Origin of the sequence: Thermoleptolyngbya sp. C42_A2020_037 (genome assembly GCF_015272455.1) — a bacterium.
GTDB lineage: Bacteria > Cyanobacteriota > Cyanobacteriia > Elainellales > Elainellaceae > Thermoleptolyngbya.
Genome location: NZ_JACYLP010000032.1, coordinates 151,803 through 175,873, shown reverse-complemented (window position 1 = coordinate 175,873; position 24,071 = coordinate 151,803). Strand labels below are relative to the sequence as shown.

The 24,071-nt window shown below is 58.0% G+C and carries 19 protein-coding genes; 11 read left to right on the top strand and 8 right to left on the bottom strand.

The window, feature by feature from the left end:
- Positions 1 to 20: 20 nt before the first annotated feature.
- From IGS16_RS10385 to psaX, 3 genes are all read right to left on the bottom strand, one after another.
- A complete protein-coding gene (locus tag IGS16_RS10385) occupies positions 21 to 1,379 on the bottom strand; it encodes an aminopeptidase P family protein (protein ID WP_297085290.1) in 1,359 nt (452 codons plus the stop codon).
- 85 nt (positions 1,380 to 1,464) lie between these two features.
- The gene (locus tag IGS16_RS10380; protein ID WP_297085289.1) at positions 1,465 to 1,740 is read right to left on the bottom strand and encodes a hypothetical protein; all 276 of its coding nucleotides are present in this window, start codon (positions 1,738 to 1,740) and stop codon (positions 1,465 to 1,467) included.
- 537 nt (positions 1,741 to 2,277) lie between these two features.
- The gene (gene psaX / locus IGS16_RS10375; RefSeq protein WP_172357899.1) at positions 2,278 to 2,397 is read right to left on the bottom strand and encodes a photosystem I protein PsaX; all 120 of its coding nucleotides are present in this window, start codon (positions 2,395 to 2,397) and stop codon (positions 2,278 to 2,280) included.
- Positions 2,398 to 2,757: 360 nt separating this feature from the next.
- Between psaX and IGS16_RS10370 the strand changes: the two genes are divergently transcribed.
- Complete coding sequence (locus IGS16_RS10370) at positions 2,758 to 4,473, top strand: ATP-binding protein (RefSeq protein WP_297085288.1); 1,716 nt, start codon at positions 2,758 to 2,760, stop codon at positions 4,471 to 4,473.
- Here the strand turns inward: IGS16_RS10370 and IGS16_RS10365 are convergent.
- Positions 4,462 to 5,136 carry a Uma2 family endonuclease gene (locus IGS16_RS10365; RefSeq protein ID WP_297085287.1) on the bottom strand — a complete coding sequence of 225 codons (675 nt, stop codon included), beginning with the start codon at positions 5,134 to 5,136 and terminating at the stop codon, positions 4,462 to 4,464. The two genes, IGS16_RS10370 and IGS16_RS10365, sit on opposite strands and share 12 nt — an antisense overlap.
- A 1,024-nt stretch (positions 5,137 to 6,160) precedes the next feature.
- Here IGS16_RS10365 and IGS16_RS10360 point away from each other — a divergent pair.
- Both IGS16_RS10360 and IGS16_RS10355 read left to right on the top strand, forming a co-directional pair.
- Complete coding sequence (locus tag IGS16_RS10360; RefSeq protein WP_068509309.1) at positions 6,161 to 7,144, top strand: RNA polymerase sigma factor, RpoD/SigA family; 984 nt, start codon at positions 6,161 to 6,163, stop codon at positions 7,142 to 7,144.
- A gap of 672 nt (positions 7,145 to 7,816) precedes the next feature.
- On the top strand, positions 7,817 to 8,377 hold the full coding sequence (locus IGS16_RS10355; RefSeq protein ID WP_297085286.1) for a hypothetical protein: 561 nt from the start codon (positions 7,817 to 7,819) through the stop codon (positions 8,375 to 8,377).
- Between the two features lie 74 nt (positions 8,378 to 8,451).
- Here IGS16_RS10355 and IGS16_RS10350 read toward each other — a convergent pair whose 3' ends face one another.
- Entirely contained in the window at positions 8,452 to 9,672 is a 1,221-nt protein-coding gene (locus tag IGS16_RS10350) for a URC4/urg3 family protein (protein ID WP_297085285.1), read from the bottom strand.
- A 152-nt stretch (positions 9,673 to 9,824) separates the two neighbouring features.
- On the opposite strand from IGS16_RS10350, the gene speB reads away from it, so the two are divergent.
- Positions 9,825 to 10,730 (top strand): agmatinase, encoded by a 906-nt coding sequence (gene speB, locus IGS16_RS10345; RefSeq protein ID WP_297085284.1) that lies wholly within the window; start codon positions 9,825 to 9,827, stop codon positions 10,728 to 10,730.
- 6 nt (positions 10,731 to 10,736) lie between these two features.
- Positions 10,737 to 11,453 (top strand): phosphoribosylglycinamide formyltransferase, encoded by a 717-nt coding sequence (purN, locus tag IGS16_RS10340; RefSeq protein ID WP_297085283.1) that lies wholly within the window; start codon positions 10,737 to 10,739, stop codon positions 11,451 to 11,453.
- Between the two features lie 228 nt (positions 11,454 to 11,681).
- On the opposite strand, the gene IGS16_RS10335 is transcribed toward purN, so the two are convergent.
- Positions 11,682 to 12,803 carry an ABC transporter ATP-binding protein gene (locus IGS16_RS10335; protein WP_297085282.1) on the bottom strand — a complete coding sequence of 374 codons (1,122 nt, stop codon included), beginning with the start codon at positions 12,801 to 12,803 and terminating at the stop codon, positions 11,682 to 11,684.
- 126 nt (positions 12,804 to 12,929) lie between these two features.
- Here IGS16_RS10335 and IGS16_RS10330 point away from each other — a divergent pair, with 126 nt between their 5' ends.
- The 4 genes from IGS16_RS10330 (at position 12,930) to IGS16_RS10315 (ending at position 18,166) form a co-directional block, all read left to right on the top strand.
- The gene (locus tag IGS16_RS10330; protein WP_297085281.1) at positions 12,930 to 14,624 is read left to right on the top strand and encodes an iron ABC transporter permease; all 1,695 of its coding nucleotides are present in this window, start codon (positions 12,930 to 12,932) and stop codon (positions 14,622 to 14,624) included.
- Positions 14,625 to 14,932: 308 nt separating this feature from the next.
- Positions 14,933 to 16,015, top strand: coding sequence for a GDP-mannose 4,6-dehydratase (gene gmd / locus IGS16_RS10325; RefSeq protein WP_297085280.1), 1,083 nt, complete (start codon positions 14,933 to 14,935; stop codon positions 16,013 to 16,015).
- A 172-nt stretch (positions 16,016 to 16,187) separates the two neighbouring features.
- Complete coding sequence (locus tag IGS16_RS10320) at positions 16,188 to 17,129, top strand: GDP-L-fucose synthase (protein ID WP_297085279.1); 942 nt, start codon at positions 16,188 to 16,190, stop codon at positions 17,127 to 17,129.
- Between the two features lie 191 nt (positions 17,130 to 17,320).
- Positions 17,321 to 18,166 carry a hypothetical protein gene (locus IGS16_RS10315; RefSeq protein WP_297085278.1) on the top strand — a complete coding sequence of 282 codons (846 nt, stop codon included), beginning with the start codon at positions 17,321 to 17,323 and terminating at the stop codon, positions 18,164 to 18,166.
- A gap of 100 nt (positions 18,167 to 18,266) precedes the next feature.
- Here the strand turns inward: IGS16_RS10315 and IGS16_RS10310 are convergent, their stop codons facing one another.
- Positions 18,267 to 19,088: a tetratricopeptide repeat protein gene (locus IGS16_RS10310; RefSeq protein WP_297085277.1), complete on the bottom strand. Its 822-nt coding sequence runs from the start codon at positions 19,086 to 19,088 to the stop codon at positions 18,267 to 18,269.
- Between the two features lie 73 nt (positions 19,089 to 19,161).
- Between IGS16_RS10310 and IGS16_RS10305 the strand changes: the two genes are divergently transcribed.
- Together IGS16_RS10305 and IGS16_RS10300 are read left to right on the top strand one after the other, a co-directional pair.
- A complete protein-coding gene (locus IGS16_RS10305; protein ID WP_297085276.1) occupies positions 19,162 to 19,890 on the top strand; it encodes an SDR family oxidoreductase in 729 nt (242 codons plus the stop codon).
- Positions 19,891 to 20,335: 445 nt separating this feature from the next.
- Positions 20,336 to 22,285 carry a TolC family protein gene (locus IGS16_RS10300; protein ID WP_297085275.1) on the top strand — a complete coding sequence of 650 codons (1,950 nt, stop codon included), beginning with the start codon at positions 20,336 to 20,338 and terminating at the stop codon, positions 22,283 to 22,285.
- A 25-nt stretch (positions 22,286 to 22,310) separates the two neighbouring features.
- Here the strand turns inward: IGS16_RS10300 and IGS16_RS10295 are convergent, their stop codons facing one another.
- Positions 22,311 to 24,059 (bottom strand): peptide ABC transporter substrate-binding protein, encoded by a 1,749-nt coding sequence (locus tag IGS16_RS10295; protein ID WP_297085274.1) that lies wholly within the window; start codon positions 24,057 to 24,059, stop codon positions 22,311 to 22,313.
- Positions 24,060 to 24,071: the final 12 nt, after the last annotated feature.

Below are 24,071 nucleotides of genomic sequence, written 5' to 3'. Positions count from 1 at the left end.
GTTGGGCTGGGAACCCTTCATCACTCTGTCAACACGTCCCGCCCGTTCGGGGTGACCAAAACGTCATCCTCAATGCGAATGCCGCGCACATCGGCAAACTCTGCCAGACGCTCCCAGTTTACCATTGCGGAATAGCGATCGCGCTTTTCTGGGTCTTGCAGCAGGGCAGGAATTTGGTAGAAGCCGGGTTCCACCGTCACCACCATGCCCGGCCGCAGGGGGCGATCGAGCCGCAGATAGCATAGCCCAAAGCGATCGCTCCTCGTTCGCCCCGGCGCATAGCCCGCGAGGTCGCCCAAATCTTCCATATCGTGGACATCCAGCCCCAAGAGATGCCCCACGCCATGCGGGAAAAACAGCGCGTGGGCATCCTGCTCGACCAGCGCGTCTGGCGCACCGCGCAAAATGCCCAGGCTCACCAGTCCTTCAGCCAGCACTCGCGCCGCCAGCAGGTGAATCTCGCGGTATTCCACGCCGGGGGCGATCGCCTCGATGCAGCGGTCGTGGGCAGCCTGCACAACGTCGTAGATATCGCGCTGGGTTGGTGAAAACTGACCCGACACAGGCCAAGTGCGCGTCATGTCGGCTGCCCAGCCCAGAGGCGTTTCAGCCCCCACATCCGCCAGCAGCAGTTCGCCCGGTTCCAGCGCGTGCCCGTAGTGGCAGTTGTGCAACACCTCCCCATGCACCGTGACGATGCTGCTGTAGGCAGGGGTCATATCCGCCGCCAGGATCACCTGCTCCATGGCTGCTCGCACCTCGGCTTCGGTGGTGGCTGTCGCCGTTGCCGCCCTGCCCGCCGCGTGGGCCCGCTGCGTCACCTGGGCCGCCCGCCGCATTTCTGCCAGCGCTAGCTCATCGTGGCACAGCCGCACTTGAACGATCGCCTCTGCCAGCGCTCGATCTAGACCCTCAGAGTGTTTGGGGGCAGCGAGCGATCGCCCCAAGAGCCTCTCTTGCTGCTGCCGAGTGGCGCTGTCCTGCACTGCAATCGTTGCCGCACCTGCACAATACCGCTCCAGGTCAGCCAGGGGCCGTGCGTCATCTGCGCCGATTTGTTCTGCAAGCTGCGATCGCGTCGGGCCAGGCCCGTGCCACAGCACCTCGGCGGGGGTTGGCTGATCCCAAAACAGCGTCAGGTGGGAACCCTGGAGGACGATCGCCGCATTGGGTAAGTTCAACCCCGCGAAGTACAGAAAATGGCTGCTGGCGCGAAATGGGTAGGTATTCGCCGGAAAATTGCGCGAAGGACTCTGCCCCGACCACAGCACCACAGGAACAGAAATCAGGGCTGCAAGCCTCTGTCGCCGCTGGCGCAGCGCTGCTGCAAGGGATGGAGAACCAGACGCGGATTCAGCTTGCAGGAATTCAGCTTGCATGATTCAGAGACAGGTAAAATACACCTAAAATACACCCTGATTCAAGCATTTTTTGCCCCCGGTTGGGCGATCGCCCGCCGGTAACTTACTCGCGACTGCGCTGCAAATATCGCAACACATCTCCTGGATCGGGCCGGATGATGATGCCGCGTTCTGCAACAGAGACGGCGCGGCTCCACTCAAAGCGTTCCGCATAGCGGAGCAGGTGCAGCCGATCGACCTCCTGCTGCGTATCGGCAAGAGAGCCAACTAGATAGAGGCGCAGGCGGCGGCGACGGGGCAACTCGCAGGTCAGCGGCGGCAGCGAAAACTCGGTCGCCTCCGAGCATGGGGACGACCAGACATATTGAATTTGCAGCATTTGGGGTTTCCTCTTGTGAAGTAGGTGGAGGGAAACCCCGAAATGTTGGCCGCCCAAAGACGTGAAGCGCTGGGACAGGGCGGCCTACAATGGACGCAGCCCTGAGACAGCCCGTACTGTCGAGGGGTCAGGTGTTGGTGGGTGCTGGTGACACCTACCAACGCCGTAAGTGACTAAACGACCAAAATTTCGGGGAGAAAGCAAGCTGCTCGCACACAGCTATGGCGCAACATTATAGGGCAGAACCGCAAATTGTGCATTAGCAGGGCAAGATCTCAAAGTTTTTCGTCTTAAACTCTTTGGGGCGATCGCACACCCAAAAATTCTGTACCAGCGCAGACCAAAAGCATCAAAAAAATAAGAAAGCGAGAATCCTAAAGGGCAGAACTCTCGCTGTTGCAAAGATTTAGTTGTCCTGAAGATGTCCTAAATGCGTTCTGAATCCGTCCTGAAATAACTCCTGAAACGTGTCCCAAAATATTGCTAGCCCCCAGGACAGAGGGGCGGCATGGACACTGGGCAAAGCTTTTTGACGGGTTACTTCAAAACACCGAAGTAGTAGGCCGCCACCACAAAGTTGATGCCGAGCAGCAGCAGGGCCCAACCGGCGCGGAAGGTATAAGGAGGTTTGCTGGCGGGTTTGGATTTAGAAGTCATAGCAATTCCTAACAGCGATAAACAGCAGAGAATCTAATCGTTCATTATTAACCACAGCGGGGAACTTGATAACCCTCCGCTTGGCAAAACGAAACATTCCAGATAAGGGTCGTCTATCCTCATCCCGAACATCATTCCCTTTCAGGCACAACACCAAATCGTTTGCATATCAAAACGTATGCAGTAAAACGTATGTACTATAGAAAATCCTAAGAACGTGTGTATTATGGCATTAAGAACGGATGTATTACGAAACTAAAAAGCTCGATATATCCCTGCAATACGCCTGCAAAAGCTTGCAAAGCACCCTGCAAAACACTGGGTGCGAATGCTAGCGCGAACGGGTTACGGAATTAGCGTATGGAATTAGAACATCCATTGGGGTCTGTGATTCAAGGCTCCCTCAGCCAGGGACTAGAGGTGCGGCTACACGCGGATGTGTCCGTCGAAGATATGCGCGTGGGCAAGTTTCTGGTGGTGCAGGGGCGGCGATCGCGCTTCTTTTGTATGCTCACCGATGTCTCTTTAGGCACGTCCAACCCACGCATTGTGTCCAACCCGCCCGATCCCAGCAACACCTTTTTGCAGGAAGTCCTCGCAGGCAGCGGCACCTACGGCACGATCAACCTGTCGCCGATGCTGATGTTCACGCCGACGGACGCGCAAACGCCCCCCTCCAAAACCCAAAATCCCCAATCCAAAACCCAAAATCCCCAGGCCAACACCAGCGCCATCGAACTATTGCCCGTCAAGACGATTCCCAGCCACTTTAGCCAGGTGTTCGACGCGAGCGAGCGCGACTTTCGCGCCGTCTTTGGCTGGGAAGACGATCCGCATCGGCGCAACTTTTCCGTGGGGCAGCCCATTGATATGGACGTGCCCATTTGCATTGACCTGGATCGGTTTGTGGAGCGCAGCAACGGCGTGTTTGGCAAGTCGGGCACGGGCAAATCCTTCCTGACGCGGCTGCTGCTGTCGGGCATCATCCGCAAGCGGGCAGCGGTGAACCTGATTTTCGACATGCACTCGGAATATGGCTGGGAGGCGACCAGTGAAGGCGGTTCCAAATCTCGCGTGTCGATGGTGAAGGGGCTGCGGCAGTTGTTTCCCGGTCAGGTAAAAATCTTCACGCTTGATCCCCAATCGACCCAGCGGCGGGGCGTGCGCGATGCCCAGGAGCTATTCATCAGCTATGACCAGATCGAGGTGGAAGACCTGGCGCTGGTGCGCGGCGAACTGAACGTGTCGGAGGCGGCGCTGGAAAACGCGATTATTCTCCGCAATGAGTTTGGCAAGGCCTGGATTTCTCGGCTGTTGTCGATGAGCAATGAGGAAATTCAAGAGTTTTGCCAGGTGAAAATGGGCAGCCCAGCATCGATCATGGCGCTCCAGCGCAAGCTGACCCGGCTGGATGATTTGAAATATCTGCGCCCCGTCTGTCCGCATAACTATGTGGGGCAGGTGCTAGAGGCGCTGGAGTCGGGCAAGCATGTGGTGGTGGAGTTTGGCTCCCAGTCCAATATGCTGTCCTATATGCTGGCGACGAATATTATTGCGCGGCGGATTCATGCCAGCTACGTGCTGAAGGCGGAGCGCTTCTTGCAGACGAAGAATCCGGGCGATCGCCCCCACCAGCTCGTCATCACCATCGAAGAGGCGCACCGGTTTCTCGACCCGGCCACGGTGCGGCAGACCATCTTTGGCACGATCGCCCGTGAAATGCGGAAGTATTTCGTGACGCTGCTGGTGGTGGATCAGCGCCCGTCGGGTATCGACAACGAGGTGATGTCGCAGATCGGCACGCGCATCACGGCCCTCTTGAATGACGAAAAAGACATCGACGCAATCTTTACGGGCGTGTCTGGCGGGCAGGCGCTGCGGTCTGTCCTGGCGAAGCTCGATTCCAAACAGCAGGCGCTCATCCTGGGTCACGCCGTGCCGATGCCCGTCGTGGTTCGCACTCGTCCCTACGACGAAACTTTCTACGCCGAAATTGGCGAAACCGCCTGGGAGGAGATGCCCGATGCCGCCGTGTTCCGCGTTTCCGAAGCGGCCAAGGCCGATCTAGGCTTCTGATCGCAGCGCAGCCACCTTCTCCCTCGCCCAGGCCCGCAGCGCCAATTCTGCCTCCACTTCGTCCTGCTGTGCCTGTTCCAAAAAGCGGTAGAGGTCATCTTTTTCCACCCAGCCAAAGGTAGGGCTGTGGCTCTGCTCGACATACTCGCCCGCTTGCAGTTGATAAATCCGCCACTCGCGCCCGTTATATCGCCAAAACTCTGGCACGCCGAGGCTGGCATAGAAGCGATTCTTGTTGATGTCGGTGTGGGTGATATCGACTTCCACCACGAGGTCGGGCGGTGGGTCGGTGGCGAAGTCTACGTTGCGGCCGGCGACCTGCGGCTGATGCTGAATGTAGTAGGCGCAGTCGGGTTCTGATCCACGATTCAGATCTTCCCGATTCATAGTGGTGGAACCCATGGTCTTGATCTTCATGCCCAGTTCCACCACCAAGATTCTTATAAACAGTTCAATCAGCCTTAGCGCAAATTCGTGATCTTCCAGCGGCATCGTGATTTCGAGGGTTCCCTGATCATAGGTAAGACGGGCGGCGCGGCTCTGGGGCAGGGCATCCAGAATTTTCAGATAGCCGTCCCACGTTAGCCCGCGCAAGGTGACGCGCTTTTCGCCCAGGACGGGTGGGCGGGCGATCGCCGTTTCTGCACTGCTCACGGTCTGCATCTCACCCTCCTGAACCCATACCTCGACCATCAAAATCACCCCGTTGAAACTAGCCTGTTTGGTCTGCCTCTTTAACCCATTGATCTGTTTGATCTACTTGATCTACTGATGATTATGATCTACCGATCTACGCTGCCTTGCTCCAATCCAGACCCATCCAAGGAGTTCGGTTTTCCCCCCGTACTAGCCGAACCTGATCCTTCTGTAAATCGCTAGATGATAGGGAGACACGGTGAACATTTGTTTTGATTTCTTCGTCCTTTGTTAATGTCAAAGGTTTGATGTCAAGGGTTCTTACGAAAGCCGCTCACGATTCTTCACCTGAAAGCGCCACGCCATCCTCTCACCGTTCACCTGCAAAGTTCACCCGTTTGGATGAATGCTCAGCCCTTTACGGAAGCCTAAACTTGTATTATAGTCTTCCTACAAGAGTGAACTCATAACGACTTCGCTTTTGTGGCATGCCTGTCGTCTACTTCGTACTCTGGTTTCGCTTTTTGGCTTTCCGTCTTGGGCTTTCAGCGCCACGCCTAATCTGTCAGCGCTTTGACCATTGGTTTGACTGCCAGTTTTGACCGCCAAGAGTATTGGTCTTAAGAAAGGGTTACTACTTTCCTGAAGAATGCCGCTAGTCGTAGTAATATCTACATTCAACTCGCGTTTAAGCTGTTTTTAAGCTGCCCTGGGTTGGTTAAGAGGGAGTCGTCCAGAGAGACGCACCCAGGCAAGGGTTTAGAGATTTCACCTGTTTTTGCCTCACCTGTTTTCGTCTGAGCGTCGCTTCTTTCGTTCGGATTTTCAATTCCTACTTCGGACTTGTTCGCCAGCCCCAACATCGCTCCACTGGTTTCCTCAGTGGGTATAGTCAAGCCTCTTCATAAGGCGGTTTCCTGACCTAGAAACTGCACTGGAAGCTGGCTTATAAGTTAGTCTCTCTATTCTTTGCCAGGGCTGGTAGAGCGTCTGACCCATCCAGTTTACGTTTCCTGTTCGATTCAAGATTGTTCAACGGAGTCTCGCATTCATGGCAACCGCAAACACCACAGCTAAAACGACGAAACCGCTGTTTACCGCAGATATGGTGCGAACCTATCTGCACGAAATTGGTCGGGTGCCGCTGCTGACCCATGAGCAGGAGATTGTCTATGGAAAGCAGGTGCAGCAGATGATGGCACTCCTGGAGGCGAAAGAGGCTCTGGCCAACAAGCTGGAGCGGGAGCCTTCGCTGGCAGAGTGGGCAGCCGAGGTCAACCTGACGGAAGCCGAGTTGAGCCAAGCCCTGCGCGTGGGTCAGCGGGCAAAGCAAAAGATGATCGAGGCGAACCTGCGCCTAGTGGTGGCGATCGCCAAGAAGTATCAGAAGCGCAACCTGGAATTCCTGGATCTGATCCAGGAGGGCACGTTGGGTCTGGAGCGCGGCGTGGAGAAATTTGACCCCACGCGGGGCTACAAGTTCTCGACCTACGCCTACTGGTGGATTCGCCAGGCCATTACGCGGGCGATCGCCCAGCAGGCCCGCACCATCCGCCTGCCCATCCACATCACCGAAAAGCTCAACAAGATCAAAAAGGTGCAGCGCGAACTGACGCAGGAATTGGGCCGTGCGCCCACGCCTGCGGACATCGCCGAAGCGCTGGAGCTAGAGCCAGGACAAATCCGCGAGTTCTTGCTGATGGCGCGTCAGCCCGTGTCGCTGGATCTCAAAGTCGGCGACAACCAAGACACCGAACTGCAAGACCTGCTGGAAGACGACGGCGCATCGCCCGAAACCTTCACGGTGCAGGAATCCCTGCGGCAAGATATCCAAAACCTGTTGGCGGAGCTAACGCCTCAGCAGCGGGAAGTGCTGGTGCTGCGGTTTGGGCTGGAAGACGGCAACGAGCTATCGCTGGCAAAAGTGGGGCAGCGGATGAACATTAGCCGTGAGCGCGTGCGTCAGCTTGAGCGGCAGGCATTGGATCACCTGCGTCGCCGCAAAGTCAACGTTCGTGGATATTTGGCCAGTTAATTCCAGCCAGTTCGTCAAACTGTCCTTTCTTCCCGTTTGTTTAACGGAATGCATGGGATGAATAGAGGTGGAGCGGTGCATAACCCTTCCACCTCTATTTGATAGGTGATGATGTGAGGGTCAGACGAGGAGGTTATTTTTCTAAGCCTTCTGCGCCGCCTCAGGGTCATCACTTTTTGCTGCATGGATGCCCCAGCAAGCGGTGATTAAGATCACCTACTTGGGTGAGCGAATCGGGTGATTTGCCTCCTACTCTCGCTCTATAAAGTAAGGCCATAGCGGTTCAGATTCTCTCGCAGGGTTACGCACAGCTTCCGTCATCTCATTCCCAGGCTGGATCTCATCATCCTGTGGACTGGGCTAGGCTTCACTCAAAGCTTCTGGCGCAGCTTCTAAAAATGTTCAGCGGTGAACTTTTCTAAAAAGTTTTGCAATTTTTTGAAGCGAAATCTGGAATTTGAATCCTTGGCGGTGTAGCTCTTCGGAGAGACGGTGGACGTTTCAAACTCTCGAAATTAGCCCCCTTTTCTTCAAGAGTTGTGAAGCCCACCCAAAGCGTTAAATCGAAGCTCGTAAGCTCTATATAGGCAGCAAAATAGGCAGCGAACTATAGAGCGAATTTCTAACTGTAAATCTTCTATGTAATCTTTAGTTTTGTGAAGGAGGACTGCAATGCTGAGCTTGACCAACCGTTTCCCCCAAACGTCGCAGTCCCTTTGGAATCGTTTTGAAAAGCCCTTTACGGCGCTGTTTCTAACATTAGGACTGGCGGCTGCGGCACTGGCTCCAGCACATGGTCTCGAAGCATCCCGGTTGACGCAAGCAAGCGCCGCAACGGTTGCCCGCTTGGAAGGTGCAATTAGCCAGCGGTTTCCCAATGGCGTTTATTTGTATGGACAGTCTCAGCAGCCGGATCAGATTGGCTCTGCCTACATGGTGTTTGAAGTCACCGAGAATCAAGTCGTGGGTGCGTTCTATATGCCCCATTCCTCCTTTGATTGCTTTTATGGCGAGGTGCAAGCCCAGGAATTAGCGCTGAATGTGATTGATTCCTACGAGCAAACCGTGCATCCTTACTCGGTGGCGCTGCAAACGAATGCGTCGGTCGCGGCGACGGGCGGAGAGGCGATCGCCCCTCTGAACCTGGAAGGATTTCACCAGCTTTCCGCGCTGAGCGAAAACGACCAGCGCATTCTCAACACCTGCAAGATTGGCTCTGAGCGGGTGAATTAGAAGAGAGAAGAAAGAAAAAAGAAGAACGAAGAGTGAAGAATGTTTTTTTCGTTCTTCGTTCTTCTCTCTTCTTTTTAAAAGACCGTTCCATCACTTTGAATCGAGATTGGAGGATCGCCGCCCGGACGCAGTTCGGCGGCGATTTTTCGTCCGGCTGCCCAGGTTCCGCCTTCCAGGACTTTCACGAGCGGCAGTTCAGTGGCGCTGAGGCCGAGTTTGGCGCGGATGGCATCGGCGATTTGGTCGAGCAGAACCAGCGTGAGCGATCGCCATTCCACAATCACCTCGGAACTGGGCAGGTGCGGCCCGCGCAGCACATCGTCGTGCTTTGGCTCCAGTAGCCCCAGGTCTACGCAGAGGCCGCCGTTGCGATATTCTGCCAGGCCGGTGAGTTGGTCGAGATGGGTAATTTCTAGCCCCAAGTCTTGCAACGGTTCTAGTAAGGAATAGGTGAGCCACTGCGACAGCTTGTGTAACGGCACGAGGTTTGACCCCGGCTCGGTGTCGGGGAGGGCGGGATGGGGCCAGACATCGCCCAGATTCACGCCATCGAGCGTGATGCGGCCGGGCCAGATGTCGCCGAGTCCTTGCAGCACGGCCGTTAACACGGTGGGCGCGGGCAACTGGCGATCCTCGGCTTGCGTTAGCAGGTAGTCCACCAGGTTGCCCGGTCGGGGCGTTTCAGCGCCAAAGAAGCCTGGCTTTTGGGCGAGGGTGTGGCCCAACTGTTGCAATAGGGCCACGCGCCCCGCCAGCCCGATTAGCGGATTGTCTGGGCTGACCTGGAACGCTTGAGCCAGATCGGACTCGGTGATCTGCTGGAGGGCAGCGGCGGTTGCCTGGAGGGGGGCAGCGCGATCGCCCGAAAATGCGCCCTCGCAGCACATGCAGAAGCTCGCCACCGCCAGCCCTTCTGACCGCTGAAACACCTGACCGCTACTGGCTTCGCGATAGCGCCACACCGCACCCGCACCCGCATCCAGCAGCACGCTGAGAATCACCAGATCGAACTTGGCCCGCGCTTGGGCCACCGGATCAAGCCCAGCCAGCCGCGTTTGCAACTCGGCCGCCCGATCGACCTTGCCCACGCCAAAATGTCGCCAGCGGCTATGAAACGGCACGTTTAGGTCGGGATAGTTTTCTCGCATCACCTGAAGCACGTAGTCGGCCGTGGGCTGGAGGCGATCGCCCCGATAGCGAAAGTGCGTTAGCTTGTCGGCGCGGGCCAGTTCAAAAAGCTGCTGAGTGCGATCGCGAATCGCCTGGGGACTCTGGAGATAGATAGCGATGGACATGATGGAACCCGTGGAGGCAAATGCAGATAAGCGTTTAGCCCCCTCAGCTTAACTGTTATCGCAGCCCAAGAAATACCCAGCCAGCAAGAACACCTCCTCGCCGCTGTAAGTGTGTCAGAATTTATAACTGCTGCTGTTCTGGATTTTTGCCCATGTTGACCACTACGCCGATTGCCGAGATGCCCTTTTTGGGCGAAGAGGTCGCCGCCGACTATGACACGGCGCGGGTCGTGATTTTGCCGATCCCCTACGAGGCGACGACGACCTATCGCAAGGGCTGTGAGCATGGCCCGGCAGCGATTTTGGAAGCATCGCATCAGGTGGAATATTATGACGAGGAGCTAGAGCGGGAGATGTGGCCCGTCGGCGTGTATACCCACGGGGCGATCGCCGACACGCGCAGCGGCCCGGTGCCCGCCGAAGCCATGCTGAAGGTCGTCGAGGACACCACCGCCAAGCTAATCGCCGACGGCAAGTTCGTCATTGGGCTAGGCGGCGAACACAGCATCACGACGGGTCTGGTGCGGGCTTATCGAGCCGCGTCTACGGAGCCGTTTACGGTGGTGCAGATCGATGCCCACGGCGACCTCCGCCACGAATACGAAGGCTCGATCCACAACCACGCCTGCATCATGCGCCGAGTCGTGGACATGGGCATTCCCACGGTGCAGATCGGCATCCGCAGCATTTGCAAAGAAGAGGCGGATTTAATTAAAGAAAAAAATCTGACCGTATTTCGGGCGCGAGAAATTGCCACCCAGCCCGACTGGGCCGAGCGGGCACTGGCTGCCATCCCCACCCGCAACGTCTTTCTCACCATCGACCTAGACGGCATTGACCCGACGCTGATCCCCGGCGTGGGCACGCCCGAACCCGGCGGGCTGAACTGGTATTCCCTACTGGGCTACTTGCGGTCGGTGTTTGAGCATCACCACGTCCTCGGCGCAGACATTATGGAGCTTGCGCCCGTCAGCGAGTCGGTGGTGTCGGAATTTACTGCCGCCAAGCTAGCCTACAAGCTGATTGGCTATCAGGCGATCGCCCAGGGCTGGAGCTAGTTCAGAATGCAGTCTCCTGACCCGTCGCCCCTTTCCCCAAGCGAACCCGCGATCGCCCAGAACGTTGCCGCGCCGGGGTTTATTTCACCAGAAGTTCCCCCCGAAGTATGGCAGCGCCACCTCGCAGGCGCACCGCTGCGGCTGGGCGTGCTGGCCTCTGGCAGCGGGTCAAATTTTGAGGCGATCGCCCAGTCCATCGCCCAGCGCCAGCTCAACGCCCAAATCCAGGTGATGATCTACAACAATCCCCAGGCAAAGGCGGCGACGCGGGCCGAGCGGCTGGGCATTCCAGCAGAACTGCTGAATCATCGCCAGTTTTCCAGCCGCGAGGCGCTGGATCAAGCCATCATCGACCAACTCAAGCGCTACGACGTGGAATGGGTGATCATGGCGGGCTGGATGCGTGTGGTAACGGACGTGCTGATCGCCGCCTTTCCCGACCGCATTTTGAACCTGCACCCCAGCCTGCTACCCAGCTTTCCGGGGGCCCGCGCCGTCGAACAGGCCCTCGCCGCCGGGGTCAAGGTGACGGGCTGCACCGTCCACTACGTCCGTTTGGAAGTAGACCGCGGCCCGATTATCATGCAAGCCGCCGTGCCCATCCTGCCCGACGACACACCTGACACGCTGCACCAGCGAATTCAGGCGCAGGAGCATCGTATCTTTCCGAGGGCGATCGTGCTGGCTAGCGGCGGCGAAGAGAAAAACGAAGAACGAAGATAGAAAAACGAAGAAGGAAGAGGGAAGAACGAAGAATAGAAGAACGAAGAGGGAAGAGGGAAGAACGAAGAGGGAAGAACGAAGAGGGAAGAGGGAAAAGGGAAGAACGGGTTTTCGGTTTTTCTTTACGAGAGAAGAACGGATTTTTCGGTTTTCTGTGCGAGGGAAAAGCAATTTTTCGTTTTTCGTTCTTCGTTCTTCGTTTTTCGTTCTTCGTTCTTGTTTTTTCCTCTAGATGACGGGCAGCGATCGCCCCTTTGCCCCATTTACCGCCTCCTCTGTCGTAGGAAAAAGTCGCAGGGCAGTGGGGTGGATGGTGAGATGAACGGGGGTTCCGGGGGGGAGGGGCGCGGCCCCGTTGGCGGCCGAGGTTCGGTCGGCGGGGATGCGGGCGTAGAGCTTTTTGCCGCTGGGGGTGAGCAGCGTGTAGCGATAGTCGCGACCGAGAAACTGGCGATCGCCCACCGTCACGTGGCCCGACGCGCTGGGCTGAAGCTGGATATCTTCGGGACGAATCATCAAATCGGCGGTGTCGCTTCCATCTACCAGGCGGGCGGGGGACGGTTCTGGCGCAAAGCTGCCGATTTCTGTTTCCCAGACCTGCCCATTCCAGCGGGCAGGCAGCACGTTCGCCTGGGTGACAAACTCCGCCACAAACCGGGAGGCGGGCGACTGATAGAGCGCCTCCGGCGGCCCCTGCTGCTCGATATGCCCCTGCCGCATGACGGCGACCTGATCGGCGATCGCCATTGCTTCTTCCTGGTCGTGGGTCACAAATACTGCCGTCGTGCCCGTGGCTTTCAAGATTTCCCGCACCTCTTGCCGCAAATAGAGCCGTACCTGCACGTCTAGATTGCTCAGCGGCTCGTCTAGCAGCACCAGCGACGGGCGCGGGGCCAGGGCGCGGGCTAGAGCGACGCGCTGCTGCTGTCCACCCGACAGTTCGTGCGGATAGGCGCGTTCATATCCGGTCAGTCCGACGAGGGCGATCGCCTCGGCCACCTGGCCCCGCGAGTCGCCCTTTCCCAGCCCAAAGGCAATATTTTCCTGCACCGTCAGATGGGGAAACAGGGCAAAGTCTTGAAACACCATGCCCACCGAGCGCTGTTCCGGCGGCACCATGCCGTCTGCATTGGCGACTATTCGGCCAGCGATCGCCACTTCCCCCTGCTGGGGCTGCTCAAAGCCCGCAATCAGCCGCAGCAGCGTCGTTTTGCCACAGCCCGACGGCCCCAGCAGCGCCAAAATTTCACCCGGACTGAGGCTAAGGCTGACGCTATCCACCGTAGGGACAGGGCGATTGGGAAACTGGTGCGTCACCTGCTGAAGCTGCAAAACGGGTGAGGAATTCATGCTGGCGCTCATAGAAAGTCCACTACAAGGGCATTATTGAGACTTAGAATCAATTAATATCTTCTCAACAACTCGGCGATTCGAGCGAGCAATGCTGAGAAATTCGGGTCGATTCCTTATCATGCCATGAGCTTTGTTGCAAAACCGGCGGACATCGCCGTCTCCAAAAAATTGCATCTTTCTCGCAGTAAGTCTGGGCTAGACCTGTGGACGCTGGCGGTGGGGGCGATCGCCCTGCTAATTGCTGCGCCCGTGCTGGTGGTGGCCGCTAGCCTGTTCACGCCCGCCTGGGATGTCTGGCAACACCTCGCCTCCACGGTGCTGGGGCGCTACGTGGCAAATTCTCTGGCGCTGCTGCTGGGCGTGGGCGCGGGGGTAGTTGTGCTAGGCACGGGCACGGCCTGGCTGGTGACGATGACGCAGTTTCCAGGACGCGGCATTTTCAGTTGGGCACTGCTGCTGCCGCTGGCCTTTCCGGCCTATCTCCTGGCTTACACTTATACCGAACTGCTGGACTATTACGGCCCGGTGCAAACGGGGCTGCGATCGCTCTTCGGGTTCCAGTCGGCGCAGGACTACTGGTTTCCGCCAATTCGCTCCCTGGGCGGGGCGATCGCGCTGCTGGTGCTGACGCTCTATCCCTACGTCTACCTGCTGGCGCGGGTGGCCTTTGGGGAACAGTCGGTCTGCACGCTAGAAGCCAGCCGTAGCCTGGGCTGCGACCCCTGGCAGAGCTTTTGGCGGGTGGCGCTGCCGCTGGCCCGGCCGGCGATCGCGGCGGGCACCGCGCTGGCGCTGATGGAAACCCTGGGCGACTTTGGCACGGTGCAATATTTCAGCGTAGACACCTTTACCACAGGCATCTATCGCACCTGGTTTGGCATGGGCGAACGGGCGGCTGCGTCGCAACTGGCGGCGCTGCTGATGCTGTTTGTGCTGGCGCTGATTGTGCTAGAGCAGTGGTTTCGCCGGCAGGGGCGATATTACCAAAAACGCGGCAAATCCCAGAGCCAGAGCCGCTTCCGGCTAAGGGGCTGGCGCAGCGGACTGGCGATCGCCGCCTGCGTGGTTCCCCTGCTGCTGGGCTTTCTGGTTCCCGCCGGATTGCTGCTGCACATGACCCTGCGAAATTTGAACCAGCTCACTGACCCGCGCCTCTGGGGATTTGCCAAAAACAGCTTCTTGGCGGCAGCACTGACGGCAGCACTGGCAGGGGCGATCGCCCTCCTGCTGGCCTACGGCGTGCGGCTGCGGCCCAACGGGTGGATGAACCTGTCGCTGCGAACGTCGGCCCTGGGCTACGCCATTCCCGGCTCGGTGATTGCGGTCGGCGTGCTGGTGCCCCTGGGTGCGTTTGATAATTCCGTCGATGCCTGGATGCAGCGCACCTTTGGCATTTCCACCGGGCTGCTGCTGAGCGGCACGATCGCGGCGCTGGTGTTTGCCTATCTGGTGCGGTTCCTGGCCGTGGCGCTGAATTCGGTTGAGTCGGGTCTAGAGCGAATCAAGCCCAGTCTGGACAATGCCGCGCGATCGCTCGGCGAAAATTCCCTTGGCGTGCTGCGGCGAGTCCACGCGCCCCTGATGGGCGGCAGTCTGCTCAGTGCAGCGCTGCTGGTGTTTGTGGACGTGATGAAGGAGCTGCCCGCCACGCTGATCGTGCGCCCGTTTAACTTCGACACGCTGGCGGTGCGGGTCTACCAGCTTGCGTCCGACGAGCGGCTGGCAGAATCTTCGGCAGCGGCGCTGGTGATTGTGGCAGTGGGGCTGGTGCCAGTGATTTTGCTGAGTCGGCAGATTGCAGGGGGCGATCGTGATTAGTAAAGCTCAACTCAAGAGGGGCGATCGCCCCCAGCACATTTGCAAAAAACCTGCTGTGACCCAATCTCAGACGGCTCTATTTCATTGCACTCGCTGAATACGGTACGCTGTAACAGATATTTACACGAATATTTACATAGACATTCGGCAGCAGGCTTGGCGGCAGCGCAGGTCATCCACTTGCGGTAAAATCAGCCGACAGCGCGATCCTTGCCATCTAGCTCAATCCAGGCAAAAGCGTTGAGGGCGATCGCCCACTGAATCGCCCACTCCTGTCATCCATCACCTTAGTAAGGCGTTAGAGTACTATGTCAGAGCGGAAACGGGCACTGATCACCGGCATCACAGGACAAGACGGGTCATACCTAAGCGAGTTGCTACTCGAAAAAGGCTACGAAGTCCACGGCATCATCCGCCGCACCTCCACCTTCAACACCGACCGCATCGACCATATTTACGAAGACCCGCACAACGAAAACGCCCGCCTGTTTCTGCACTACGGCGACCTGACCGACGGCACCACCCTGCGTCGCATCCTCGAACAAGTGCAGCCCCACGAAATCTACAACCTGGGTGCCCAATCCCACGTCCGCGTCAGCTTCGATGCCCCCGAATACACCGCCGATGCCGTCGGCATGGGCACCCTGCGAATCCTAGAAGCCCTGCGCGACTACCAGCAGCGCACCGGCAACGAAGTCCGCTTCTACCAAGCTGGCTCCTCCGAAATGTACGGCAAAGTGCAAGCCGTGCCCCAAAGCGAAAGCACCCCCTTCTACCCTAGAAGCCCCTACGCCTGCGCCAAAGTCTACGCCCACTGGCAAACCGTCAACTACCGCGAATCCTACGGCTTGTTCGCCTGCAACGGCATCCTGTTCAACCACGAATCTCCCCGCCGGGGCGAAACCTTCGTCACCCGCAAAATCACCCGCGCCGTCGCCCGCATCGTCGCCGGTCAGCAAAAGAAACTCTACATGGGCAACCTGGATGCCAAACGCGACTGGGGCTACGCCAAAGACTACGTGCAAGCCATGTGGCTGATGCTGCAACAAGAACAGCCCGACGACTACGTGGTTGCCACTGGCGAAACCCACGAAGTGCGCGAATTCCTGGAACTCGCCTTTGGTTACGTCAACCTCAACTGGCAAGACTACGTCGAGTTCGACGAACGCTACCTGCGCCCCGCCGAAGTTGACCTGCTGATTGGCGACCCCACCAAAGCCAAGACCCAACTCGGCTGGCAGCCCAGCGTCAGCTTCGAGCAGTTGGTCTACCTGATGGTGGAAGCCGACCTCAAAGCCCTGGGTCTCATCCCGCTCAACGGCAACAGCGCTCAGCCCGTGCTCGACCACGCCACCATTCGGCAAACCGCAGGCAGCAGCACGTCGCTGTAAAGAAAGAAAAACGAAAAACGAAGAACGAAAAACGAAAAACGAAAACCCGCTCTTCCCTCTTCGTTCTTCCCTCTTCCCTCTTCGTTCTTCCTTCTTCCCTCTTCCTTCTTCGTTCTTCCCTCTTCCTTCTTCGTTCTTCCCTCTTCCTTTTTCCCTCTTCCCTCTTCCCCCCATGCCCCTCTCCTTCTCTAACCAACGAATTCTCGTCACGGGCGGTGCCGGATTCCTCGGCAAGCAAGTGGTTGACCAACTGGTCAAAGCTGGTGCAGACCCCGCCAAGATTACCGTGCCCCGCTCTCGCGACTATGACCTGACGCAGATGGAGGCGTGCCGTCGCGCCGTTGACCAGCAGGACATTGTGATTCATCTGGCAGCCCATGTCGGCGGCATCGGACTGAATCGGGAAAAGCCTGCACAACTGTTCTACGACAACCTGATGATGGGGGCGCAACTGATTCACGCCGCCTATGAAGCGGGGGTCAAAAAGTTTACCTGCGTGGGCACGATTTGTGCCTATCCCAAGTTCACGCCAGTGCCGTTCAAAGAAGATGATCTGTGGAATGGCTATCCCGAAGAAACCAATGCCCCCTATGGCGTGGCCAAGAAGGCGCTGCTGGTGCAGCTTCAGGCGTATCGACAGCAGTATGGCTTTGATGGCATCTATCTGCTGCCAGTGAATCTATATGGGCCAGAGGATAATTTTGACCCGCGCAGTTCTCATGTGATTCCGGCGCTGATTCGCAAGGTGCATGAGGCGCAGTTGCGGGGGGATAGGACGATTCCGGTGTGGGGGGATGGTTCGCCGACGCGGGAGTTTCTCTATTCCACCGATGCGGCGCGGGGAATTGTCATGGGGACGCAGTTCTATGCGGAGAGTGAGCCTGTGAATTTGGGGACGGGCTATGAGATTTCTATCAAGGACCTGATTACGCTGATTTGTGAACTGATGGACTATGACGGGGAACTGGTCTGGGAGACCGATAAGCCCAATGGGCAGCCCCGCAGGTGTCTCGATACGCAGCGGGCGAAGGATAAGTTTGGCTTTACTGCGGAGGTGGAGTTCCGCCAAGGCTTGAAAAATACAATCGAGTGGTATCGGCAGCACGCGGCGTAGATAGGGAACCTTGAGGCCGGCAGCCGACACCCCTTTGCGTGAAGACTAGGAAGCGAGGGGCGATCGCCCTCTGAAATCTCCCGTAATTTCACAGAACCGCTGATTCGGCTTGCTGGGCTAGGGTCTGAACTGGAAGCTCATAGTGGGTGCGTCTGCCCCTCCCACTCCTTCCAATCAGTCACCCCAGTTTTATGCCAACCGATCATCAGCACGTCCCTAAGCACGCTCTCCATTGCCCTGGTGTGGCGATCGCCCCTTGTCCGTCGTCTGAGAAGCGTTTCCCGCAGTCTTTTCCGCTTGCCCCATTTACCCGCTGTGCTGCCCGCGTTGCCAGTCTGACCGTCGGACTGTTGCCCCTGTGGTGGGCGATCGCCCTGCCTGCCCAGGCCACCGTCTCGGCCTCTGTGGGGGAGTCCGTCGAGTTTTCCTGCCAGGACTCAGAATCCGTTGTGCGGCAAAAGGGCGGCCCCGTGGTCACGATCGGGCGATCGCGCATCTACATTGGCTATCGCCAGGTGTCTGCCAACAACAAAAACCCAATCGTCGTCCGGTTTAACCGGGGGCAGCGAGCTTGGTGCCGTGCAGATTACGAAATCACAGCCGACGATGGCGAAGGCTACGGGCTACTGTGGGACGGCAGCAGTGCGCTCTATGCCGTGTTTAGCGCTACTGGAACCCAGGGCACGCCCAGCCAGGACTATCGCCGCTTTACCAGCCAGGGCTGGCTGACCAGCTACGGCAATGGCGGCGGCCCCAAGGTCGCAGTGTTGGCGCGGCTCAACCCCAGCAACGGCGCACCCACCGCCGGGACGTTTCTGACCGCTCAACTCAGCACCGGTCGCAGCAACTCGCTAGAAGTCACCGGCCTTTCCTGGACAGGCTCGCGGCTCGTCGTCACCGCCAACTCCTGGTTTTCGCCCCGCCGCGCCAATCGCCAGCCCATGAGCTGCAACGGCTCGTCGCCCTTTTTCTATCGAGTCGTGTTTTCGGGAGATCTGCGCCAGGTCTTTCGCGCCCAGAGCGATCGCTGCTCGTAGGGCTTCCGGTTCAGGTTGTGCGCGTCGCCCATGACCTGAACCGTTTCTCGATACGCCATTTCTCAATACGCCGTTTCTTAATATCTTAATACGCCGTTTCTTAATACATGGTTTGCATCAACTGTTTGCGATAGCTGCGGGTCAGCGGGTGGTCGTCGCCCAGCAGGTCGAATAGCACGATCATCGCCTTGCGGGCCCCATCCTGCCGAAACTTGCGATCGCTCGCCACGATTTCCAGAAAGCCCGCAAGCGCCGCTTCGTAATTGCCTTCCAGGGCGTGCTGCTCTGCTTGCCGATATTTCGTCTCCAGTTCGCCCGGTTCCGCAGGACTAGCCAAGTCTCGATGAAACGCGATCAGCCCGCGCACCGCCTGCGCCCGCCGAAACAGGTCTTTATCCCGCTCAGGAATCGGCGACAGCAGCTTCTCTGCCGACTCGATTTGCCCCTGGCTGACCAAAAATTCTGCCGCCTCCAGCATCAGCCGCGCATCGGTCGGATAAGCCTGAATCAGGTCTGCGAACCGTTGCTTCACCTGGTTTACATCGCCCGCAGCCCTCGCCGCCCGAATCTCTGCCAGCCCTTGCTCCAGCGTCGAGTGCAAATTCAGCTTGCCCAATAGCTCGCGCAACTGCGGTTCTGGCAGCACGCCGACAAAACCATTCTGCATTGCGCCATCCACCACAATCCGCACGTCCGGCACGCCTTCTACACCGTAGGCATTGGCCAGGTCAGGATTTTGGTCAATATCCACCTTTGCCAGCACGAAATCGTACTCTTGCGACAGCTTTTCTAGCATTGGCTTGAGCAACTGGCAGGGCCCGCACCAGGTTGCAAAAAAGTCCACCAGAACGGGTTTTTCGTAAGATTTTTGCACGACTTCATCAGCGAAGTTTGCAGCGGTAATTTCAACAGAAGTGCCCATAAGCAAGCAGTTAAGAGAGTGGTAGGGTGTTGAGGGTGCGTGTTCTCGCCCTATCATGCCTGAGAATGAAGCCATGACCGAGCAACCTTATGTTTTTTTAGCAGGTGCCAGCCGGGGCGTTGGGTTTGAGCTGGCGTGCTGGCTCTTGCAGCGGGGCATTTCCACCCGGACGTTGCTGCGGCTGCCGCCGGATACGGATGGAACACCTTCGCCCGCGCAGGCAGAGTTGGAGTCTCTGGGCGCGGCGATCGCCATTGGGGATGCGCTGGATGCCGAGGCGGTCAACCGTGCTATGCAGGGGCCACCCTTCAACGCGCCACCCTGGGCAGTGGTCAGCACCATTGGCGGCATCGGGCCGGACGGGCGGCGGGCCGATTTTTTGGGCAATAAGGTACTGATCGACGCGGCCGTGCAGGCGGGGGTGCAGAAATTTGTGCTGGTGTCGTCCATTGGCGCGGGCAAAAGCGCGATCGCCCTGCCGCCGCAAGTGCTGCAAACGCTGGGGCCGGTTTTGGCAGAGAAGGAGCAGGCGGAGCAATACCTGATGGCCAGCGGGCTGCCCTATACTATTGTGCGGCCGGGTGGACTGAAGTCGGAACCCGCCACGGGAAACGCCGTGCTAACGCCAGATGTGGCGATCGCCGGGAGCATTCACCGGGCCGACGTGGCGGATCTGGTGGGGCGCTGCCTATTCTCCGATCGGGTCAACTGCTGCATCTTGTCGGCCGTCGATCGCGGGCTGCTGTATGGCACAGCGGAGTTTGAAATGGTGCCGCTAGAAGACTTTAACCCCAACGGCTGAGTTGCCTCCGTAGTTTTTGCAAAACTCGTTTTTACGGCCTTTCAAATACCTAAAGCGGGAGATTGATCAAGCCCCTTTCGGGTGAATCTCAAGGCTATTACAAGGCTATTGTTTAAGGGATTTAAACTTACGGATCAGCAGGCATTAGTTATTTTGTCGATTTTAGAGATTTCCGTTAATCTATCTGGGAGGCTGCCGATTATTTTCAAACAAACCTTGAAAAAGCTTGGGATAGCCTGCTGGATGCGTCTTGCAAAGATCAAGTTTTTGGGTCAAAGATTGCCCTGTTATTACCCGCAATGATCTTTTCAAAAAGTCCGATCTTTTCAAAAAGTTTAGAAATTAAGGTGTTTGGGTGATGCAGAAAGGGTTTGCACTGCCCAGAATTCTTATTTGAAGATATTCTCTATATTGGTCTAGGCTGTTTCCCATTTGTGAGAAGGTTATGCGATCGCTCTCAATTTTTTTGTCTGCTACCGTTAGCGTTACCGCGACCCTGTTCTCTGCCGAAGCCATCCGCGCTGAGGCCCAGCTTCCATCCCAGGTATCCCCAGAGACTTCATCGGGGAGTGCGCCCGATGGCGGCGAAACCTCCCAGGCCCTAGCCCCGTCCCTCTCGGTTCGACCCGCGCTAGCACGACGCCGGCAGCAGGCAGACCGAGCTGCCGACTGGGAAATCCTGGCGGAACAGGTGGGGGGGCGACGAGGTGCTTCGGGCAACAGAGACGCGAGCGAAATCAACGGAACGATGGCGGTTGCCCAGCCCGCTGAACCCCAAAAGGCGATCGCCCGGCTGGCTGCTGGTAATCGACTCGATGACGAGGGGCGATCGCCAGCCGCAACCACATCTGAAACGCCTCTACAGGTTGCCCAGACCGAGCCAGTTCCCTTTCCCCCCGCCGCAGATCCTGAGCCTGCTCCGGCTCAACCCATCGCTCCTGCTGAAGTTCCAGCAACTCCAGCAGAACCAGACACTGAAGCGCGACCCCTCCAGCCCATTACAAATACTTTTACAGATGGCTTCCCAGAGAACCTGGAACCCCGTCCCAATCCTCTGCTGTTTCCCACTCGCCCCGAAGAAGTCCGCACTGGCGAACCGCAGCCGATTACCCTCCAGCAGGCGATTGAGCTAGCCCGACGCAACAACCGCCAGCTTCAAATTGCCGAACTGGAGCTAGAACAGGCCCGGGCGCAACTTCAAGAAGCCCGCGCTGCCAACTTGCCGACTGCTCAGCTCGGAGCCGACTTGACGTTTACAGAGAACACCGATCGCCCTCAGCCCTCTATCTTTAACCCCAATCCACCCCAGGAATCGGATATCACCACCAGCTTGGGAGGGAGCGTTCGGATTGACTACGACCTGTTTACCTCTGGGCAGCGCTCTGCGACGATTCGGGCAGCCGAAGGTCAGGTGCGACTGCGAGAGCTAGAGGTCGAGCGCCTGTCTGAGCAACTGCGCCTAGATGTGAGCAATGACTTTTACGATGTGCAGGAGGCGGATGAAAACGTCCGGATTGCTCAGGATACGGTGCGGCAGGCAGAGCAAAGCCTGCGGGATGCGCTGGCGCTTGAGCAGGCTGGTGTAGGGACTCGGTTTGATGTCTTGCAGGCACAGGTTGAGCTGGCCAATGCTCAGCAAGAACTGGTGCAGGCGCTGAGCGATCAGCAGACCAATCGACGGCGACTAGTACGCCGACTTGACCTGTCCCAAACGGTGAATCTGGTGGCGGCCGATGCGGTGGCTCCAGCCGAGGACTGGACGCTATCTCTGGAGGAGAGTATTGTCCTGGCCTACAAAAATCGAGCAGAACTGGAGCAGCAGTTAGTTCAGCGCGATATTGCCCAGCGGCAACGGCGGGCGGCTTTGGCTACGTTGGGGCCTCAGGTGGCGCTGTTTGGTCAATATCAGTTTGAAAATCCCACCAACGATCAAAACTCAGACTTTAGAGATATTTACCAATTTGGGGTACGGGCTTCGATGACGCTGTTTGATGGCGGCCGGGCCAGGGCGCAGGCTCGTCAGCAGGAACTGAATATGGCGATCGCCGAAGCGTCTTTTGCCGACAACCGCGATGCCATCCGGCTGGAAGTAGAGCAATCTTTTTACTCGCTTCAGGCCAACAGAACCAACATCAGTACCGCCGAAGCGGGTGTGGAACAGGCGCGAGAATCGCTGCGACTGGCGCGTCTCCGGTTTCAGGCAGGCGTGGGCACTCAGACTGAGGTGCTGCAAGCCCAAACTGATCTGACGCGGGCAGAGGCAAACCTGGTGCGGGCAGTGTTGGGCTACAACCGCTCTTTGGTCGCGCTCCAGCGGGCGATTAGCAACCTGCCCGACGGCTACCTGGCCGAAGATCCCCTGGGGCGGGGCGATCGCATTCGGAATACCCGATGATCGCTTCGCAATACCCGGTGATCGCCTATTTCCGCTGCCATTCGGCAATGTTCCAGGTGTTCAGATCCCACGGGGTCAGGTTTACCCCAGCAAGGCGATCGCCCACCCCGGCAGTTTCCGCCCGATGCACTAGGGGAATGACCGCGATATCGTTGACCAGCAGATCGTTCATCTGGACAAAAATCTGCCGTCGCGCGTCTGGGTCGAGTTCGCTAGCCACCTGCTGCCACAGGGCATCGTAGGCGGGGTTGCAGTAGCGCGAAACGTTGTCTTTGGACCAATTATTGGCTTTTTGGGCGATTTCGCTGCAAAGGTAGGTTTTCATGTAGGAGCCGGGGTCGGGGTTGGTGTTGCCCGTGGTGTACATTTGCAGGTCGGCATAAAAGTGGCCGGTATTGTCGGGGTTGGTGGGGCTGCTGTCAAAGAAAATGCTGGCATCAATGCTTTTTAGCTCCACCCGAAAACCAATGGATTCCCACGCCTGCTTCAGGATTTCCTGGGTCTTTTGGCGCAGCGGGTTGACGGAGGTCTGAAACAGCAGTTGGAGGGGCACGCCGTCTTTGTCGCGGATGCCGTCGCCATTGGTGTCTGTCCAGCCTGCGCTATCTAGGGTCTGCTGAGCGGCTGCCAAGTCAAACTGGTAGGCAGTGTTGGGGGAACTGAAGGATTCTGGAGCCACCAGGAAATTGGCCGTGGGCTTGCCGGTGCGGCCATAAAGCTGGGTGGCGATCGCCTCTCGATCAATTGCTAAGCTCAGCGCTCGCCGCACTGCGGGGTCCGTGAGAAACGGGTGGGGACGGCTGGCGTGCGATCGCTCTCCGTCTACCTCCACATTGGGATCAGAGAAGTTAATCAAAATTCGCTCCATCAAGGAGCCAAAATTCGCCACCACTTCGCCCCGCCCTGCCCCGGCCAACTGCTCCAAGATCGGCGCTTCCACTTGCAGGTTATAGGCAAAGTCCACATCGCCCGTTTGCAGCACCGCCCGCGCCGCCGACACCGCATCGCCGCCGCCCTTCAGTTCAACACGAGAAAACCCCAGCGAGTCTGCCCCGCGATAGTTGGGGTTTGGCTCATAAATCACGACGTCACCGGGTTTGAACTCCACCACGCGATAGGGGCCCGTACCCACAGGCATCAGGTTGGCCGGAGCCTCCCGCGACTGTGCGCCCAGATACTCGGCAAACGAATGCTGGGGCAGCACCATCCCCTCTGTGCCTACAAACACATTGCTCCAGGCAGGATTCGGCTCTTTGAAGGTGATTTTGACCGTCGTCTCGTCCAGCGCCTCTACGGACTCGATGATTTCGTAGGTCGCCGCCGAAATCGCCGCCACCTCTGGATTGGTCACAAACTGGTGCGTAAACACCACATCCGCCGCTGAAAACGGCTCCCCGTCCGACCATTTCAGCCCCGGCTTCAGCTTCCAGGTGACGGATCGGCCGTCTGCTGCTACACCGCCGTTTTCTAGCGTGGGCACCTCTGCCGCCAAGATCGGAATCAGATTGCCCTCAGCATCGTAGCTAGCCAGCGGCTCCAGGGTAATGCGGCTGGCTTCCGAGTCTTTGAACCCGTTAGACAGGTGCGGGTTCAAAATCGTTGGCGCTTGCCAATAGAGCAGCTTGAGCGTGGTCGCAGAGGTATCCGCCGCTGGGCTGGCCGTTGGGCCTTGGGAGGCGGGTGGAGAAGAGTCGCAGGCGATCGCCAGCACCAGGCACAGCAGGGCGCTGCAAAGAAACGGCAACAGGCGGCGCTGCCAACGGTTTGGGAACATGGAGCGGGGGAT

Excerpts from the sequence above, each read along its gene's own strand:
- IGS16_RS10385 (WP_297085290.1), bottom strand. The coding sequence starts at position 1,379 with ATGCAAGCTGAATTCCTGCAAGCTGAATCCGCGTCTGGTTCTCCATCC.
- IGS16_RS10380 (WP_297085289.1), bottom strand. The coding sequence starts at position 1,740 with ATGCTGCAAATTCAATATGTCTGGTCGTCCCCATGCTCGGAGGCGACC.
- psaX (WP_172357899.1), bottom strand. The coding sequence starts at position 2,397 with ATGACTTCTAAATCCAAACCCGCCAGCAAACCTCCTTATACCTTCCGC.
- IGS16_RS10370 (WP_297085288.1), top strand. The coding sequence starts at position 2,758 with ATGGAATTAGAACATCCATTGGGGTCTGTGATTCAAGGCTCCCTCAGC.
- IGS16_RS10365 (WP_297085287.1), bottom strand. The coding sequence starts at position 5,136 with ATGCAGACCGTGAGCAGTGCAGAAACGGCGATCGCCCGCCCACCCGTC.
- IGS16_RS10360 (WP_068509309.1), top strand. The coding sequence starts at position 6,161 with ATGGCAACCGCAAACACCACAGCTAAAACGACGAAACCGCTGTTTACC.
- IGS16_RS10355 (WP_297085286.1), top strand. The coding sequence starts at position 7,817 with ATGCTGAGCTTGACCAACCGTTTCCCCCAAACGTCGCAGTCCCTTTGG.
- IGS16_RS10350 (WP_297085285.1), bottom strand. The coding sequence starts at position 9,672 with ATGTCCATCGCTATCTATCTCCAGAGTCCCCAGGCGATTCGCGATCGC.
- speB (WP_297085284.1), top strand. The coding sequence starts at position 9,825 with ATGTTGACCACTACGCCGATTGCCGAGATGCCCTTTTTGGGCGAAGAG.
- purN (WP_297085283.1), top strand. The coding sequence starts at position 10,737 with ATGCAGTCTCCTGACCCGTCGCCCCTTTCCCCAAGCGAACCCGCGATC.
- IGS16_RS10335 (WP_297085282.1), bottom strand. The coding sequence starts at position 12,803 with ATGAATTCCTCACCCGTTTTGCAGCTTCAGCAGGTGACGCACCAGTTT.
- IGS16_RS10330 (WP_297085281.1), top strand. The coding sequence starts at position 12,930 with ATGAGCTTTGTTGCAAAACCGGCGGACATCGCCGTCTCCAAAAAATTG.
- gmd (WP_297085280.1), top strand. The coding sequence starts at position 14,933 with ATGTCAGAGCGGAAACGGGCACTGATCACCGGCATCACAGGACAAGAC.
- IGS16_RS10320 (WP_297085279.1), top strand. The coding sequence starts at position 16,188 with ATGCCCCTCTCCTTCTCTAACCAACGAATTCTCGTCACGGGCGGTGCC.
- IGS16_RS10315 (WP_297085278.1), top strand. The coding sequence starts at position 17,321 with ATGCCAACCGATCATCAGCACGTCCCTAAGCACGCTCTCCATTGCCCT.
- IGS16_RS10310 (WP_297085277.1), bottom strand. The coding sequence starts at position 19,088 with ATGGGCACTTCTGTTGAAATTACCGCTGCAAACTTCGCTGATGAAGTC.
- IGS16_RS10305 (WP_297085276.1), top strand. The coding sequence starts at position 19,162 with ATGACCGAGCAACCTTATGTTTTTTTAGCAGGTGCCAGCCGGGGCGTT.
- IGS16_RS10300 (WP_297085275.1), top strand. The coding sequence starts at position 20,336 with ATGCGATCGCTCTCAATTTTTTTGTCTGCTACCGTTAGCGTTACCGCG.
- IGS16_RS10295 (WP_297085274.1), bottom strand. The coding sequence starts at position 24,059 with ATGTTCCCAAACCGTTGGCAGCGCCGCCTGTTGCCGTTTCTTTGCAGC.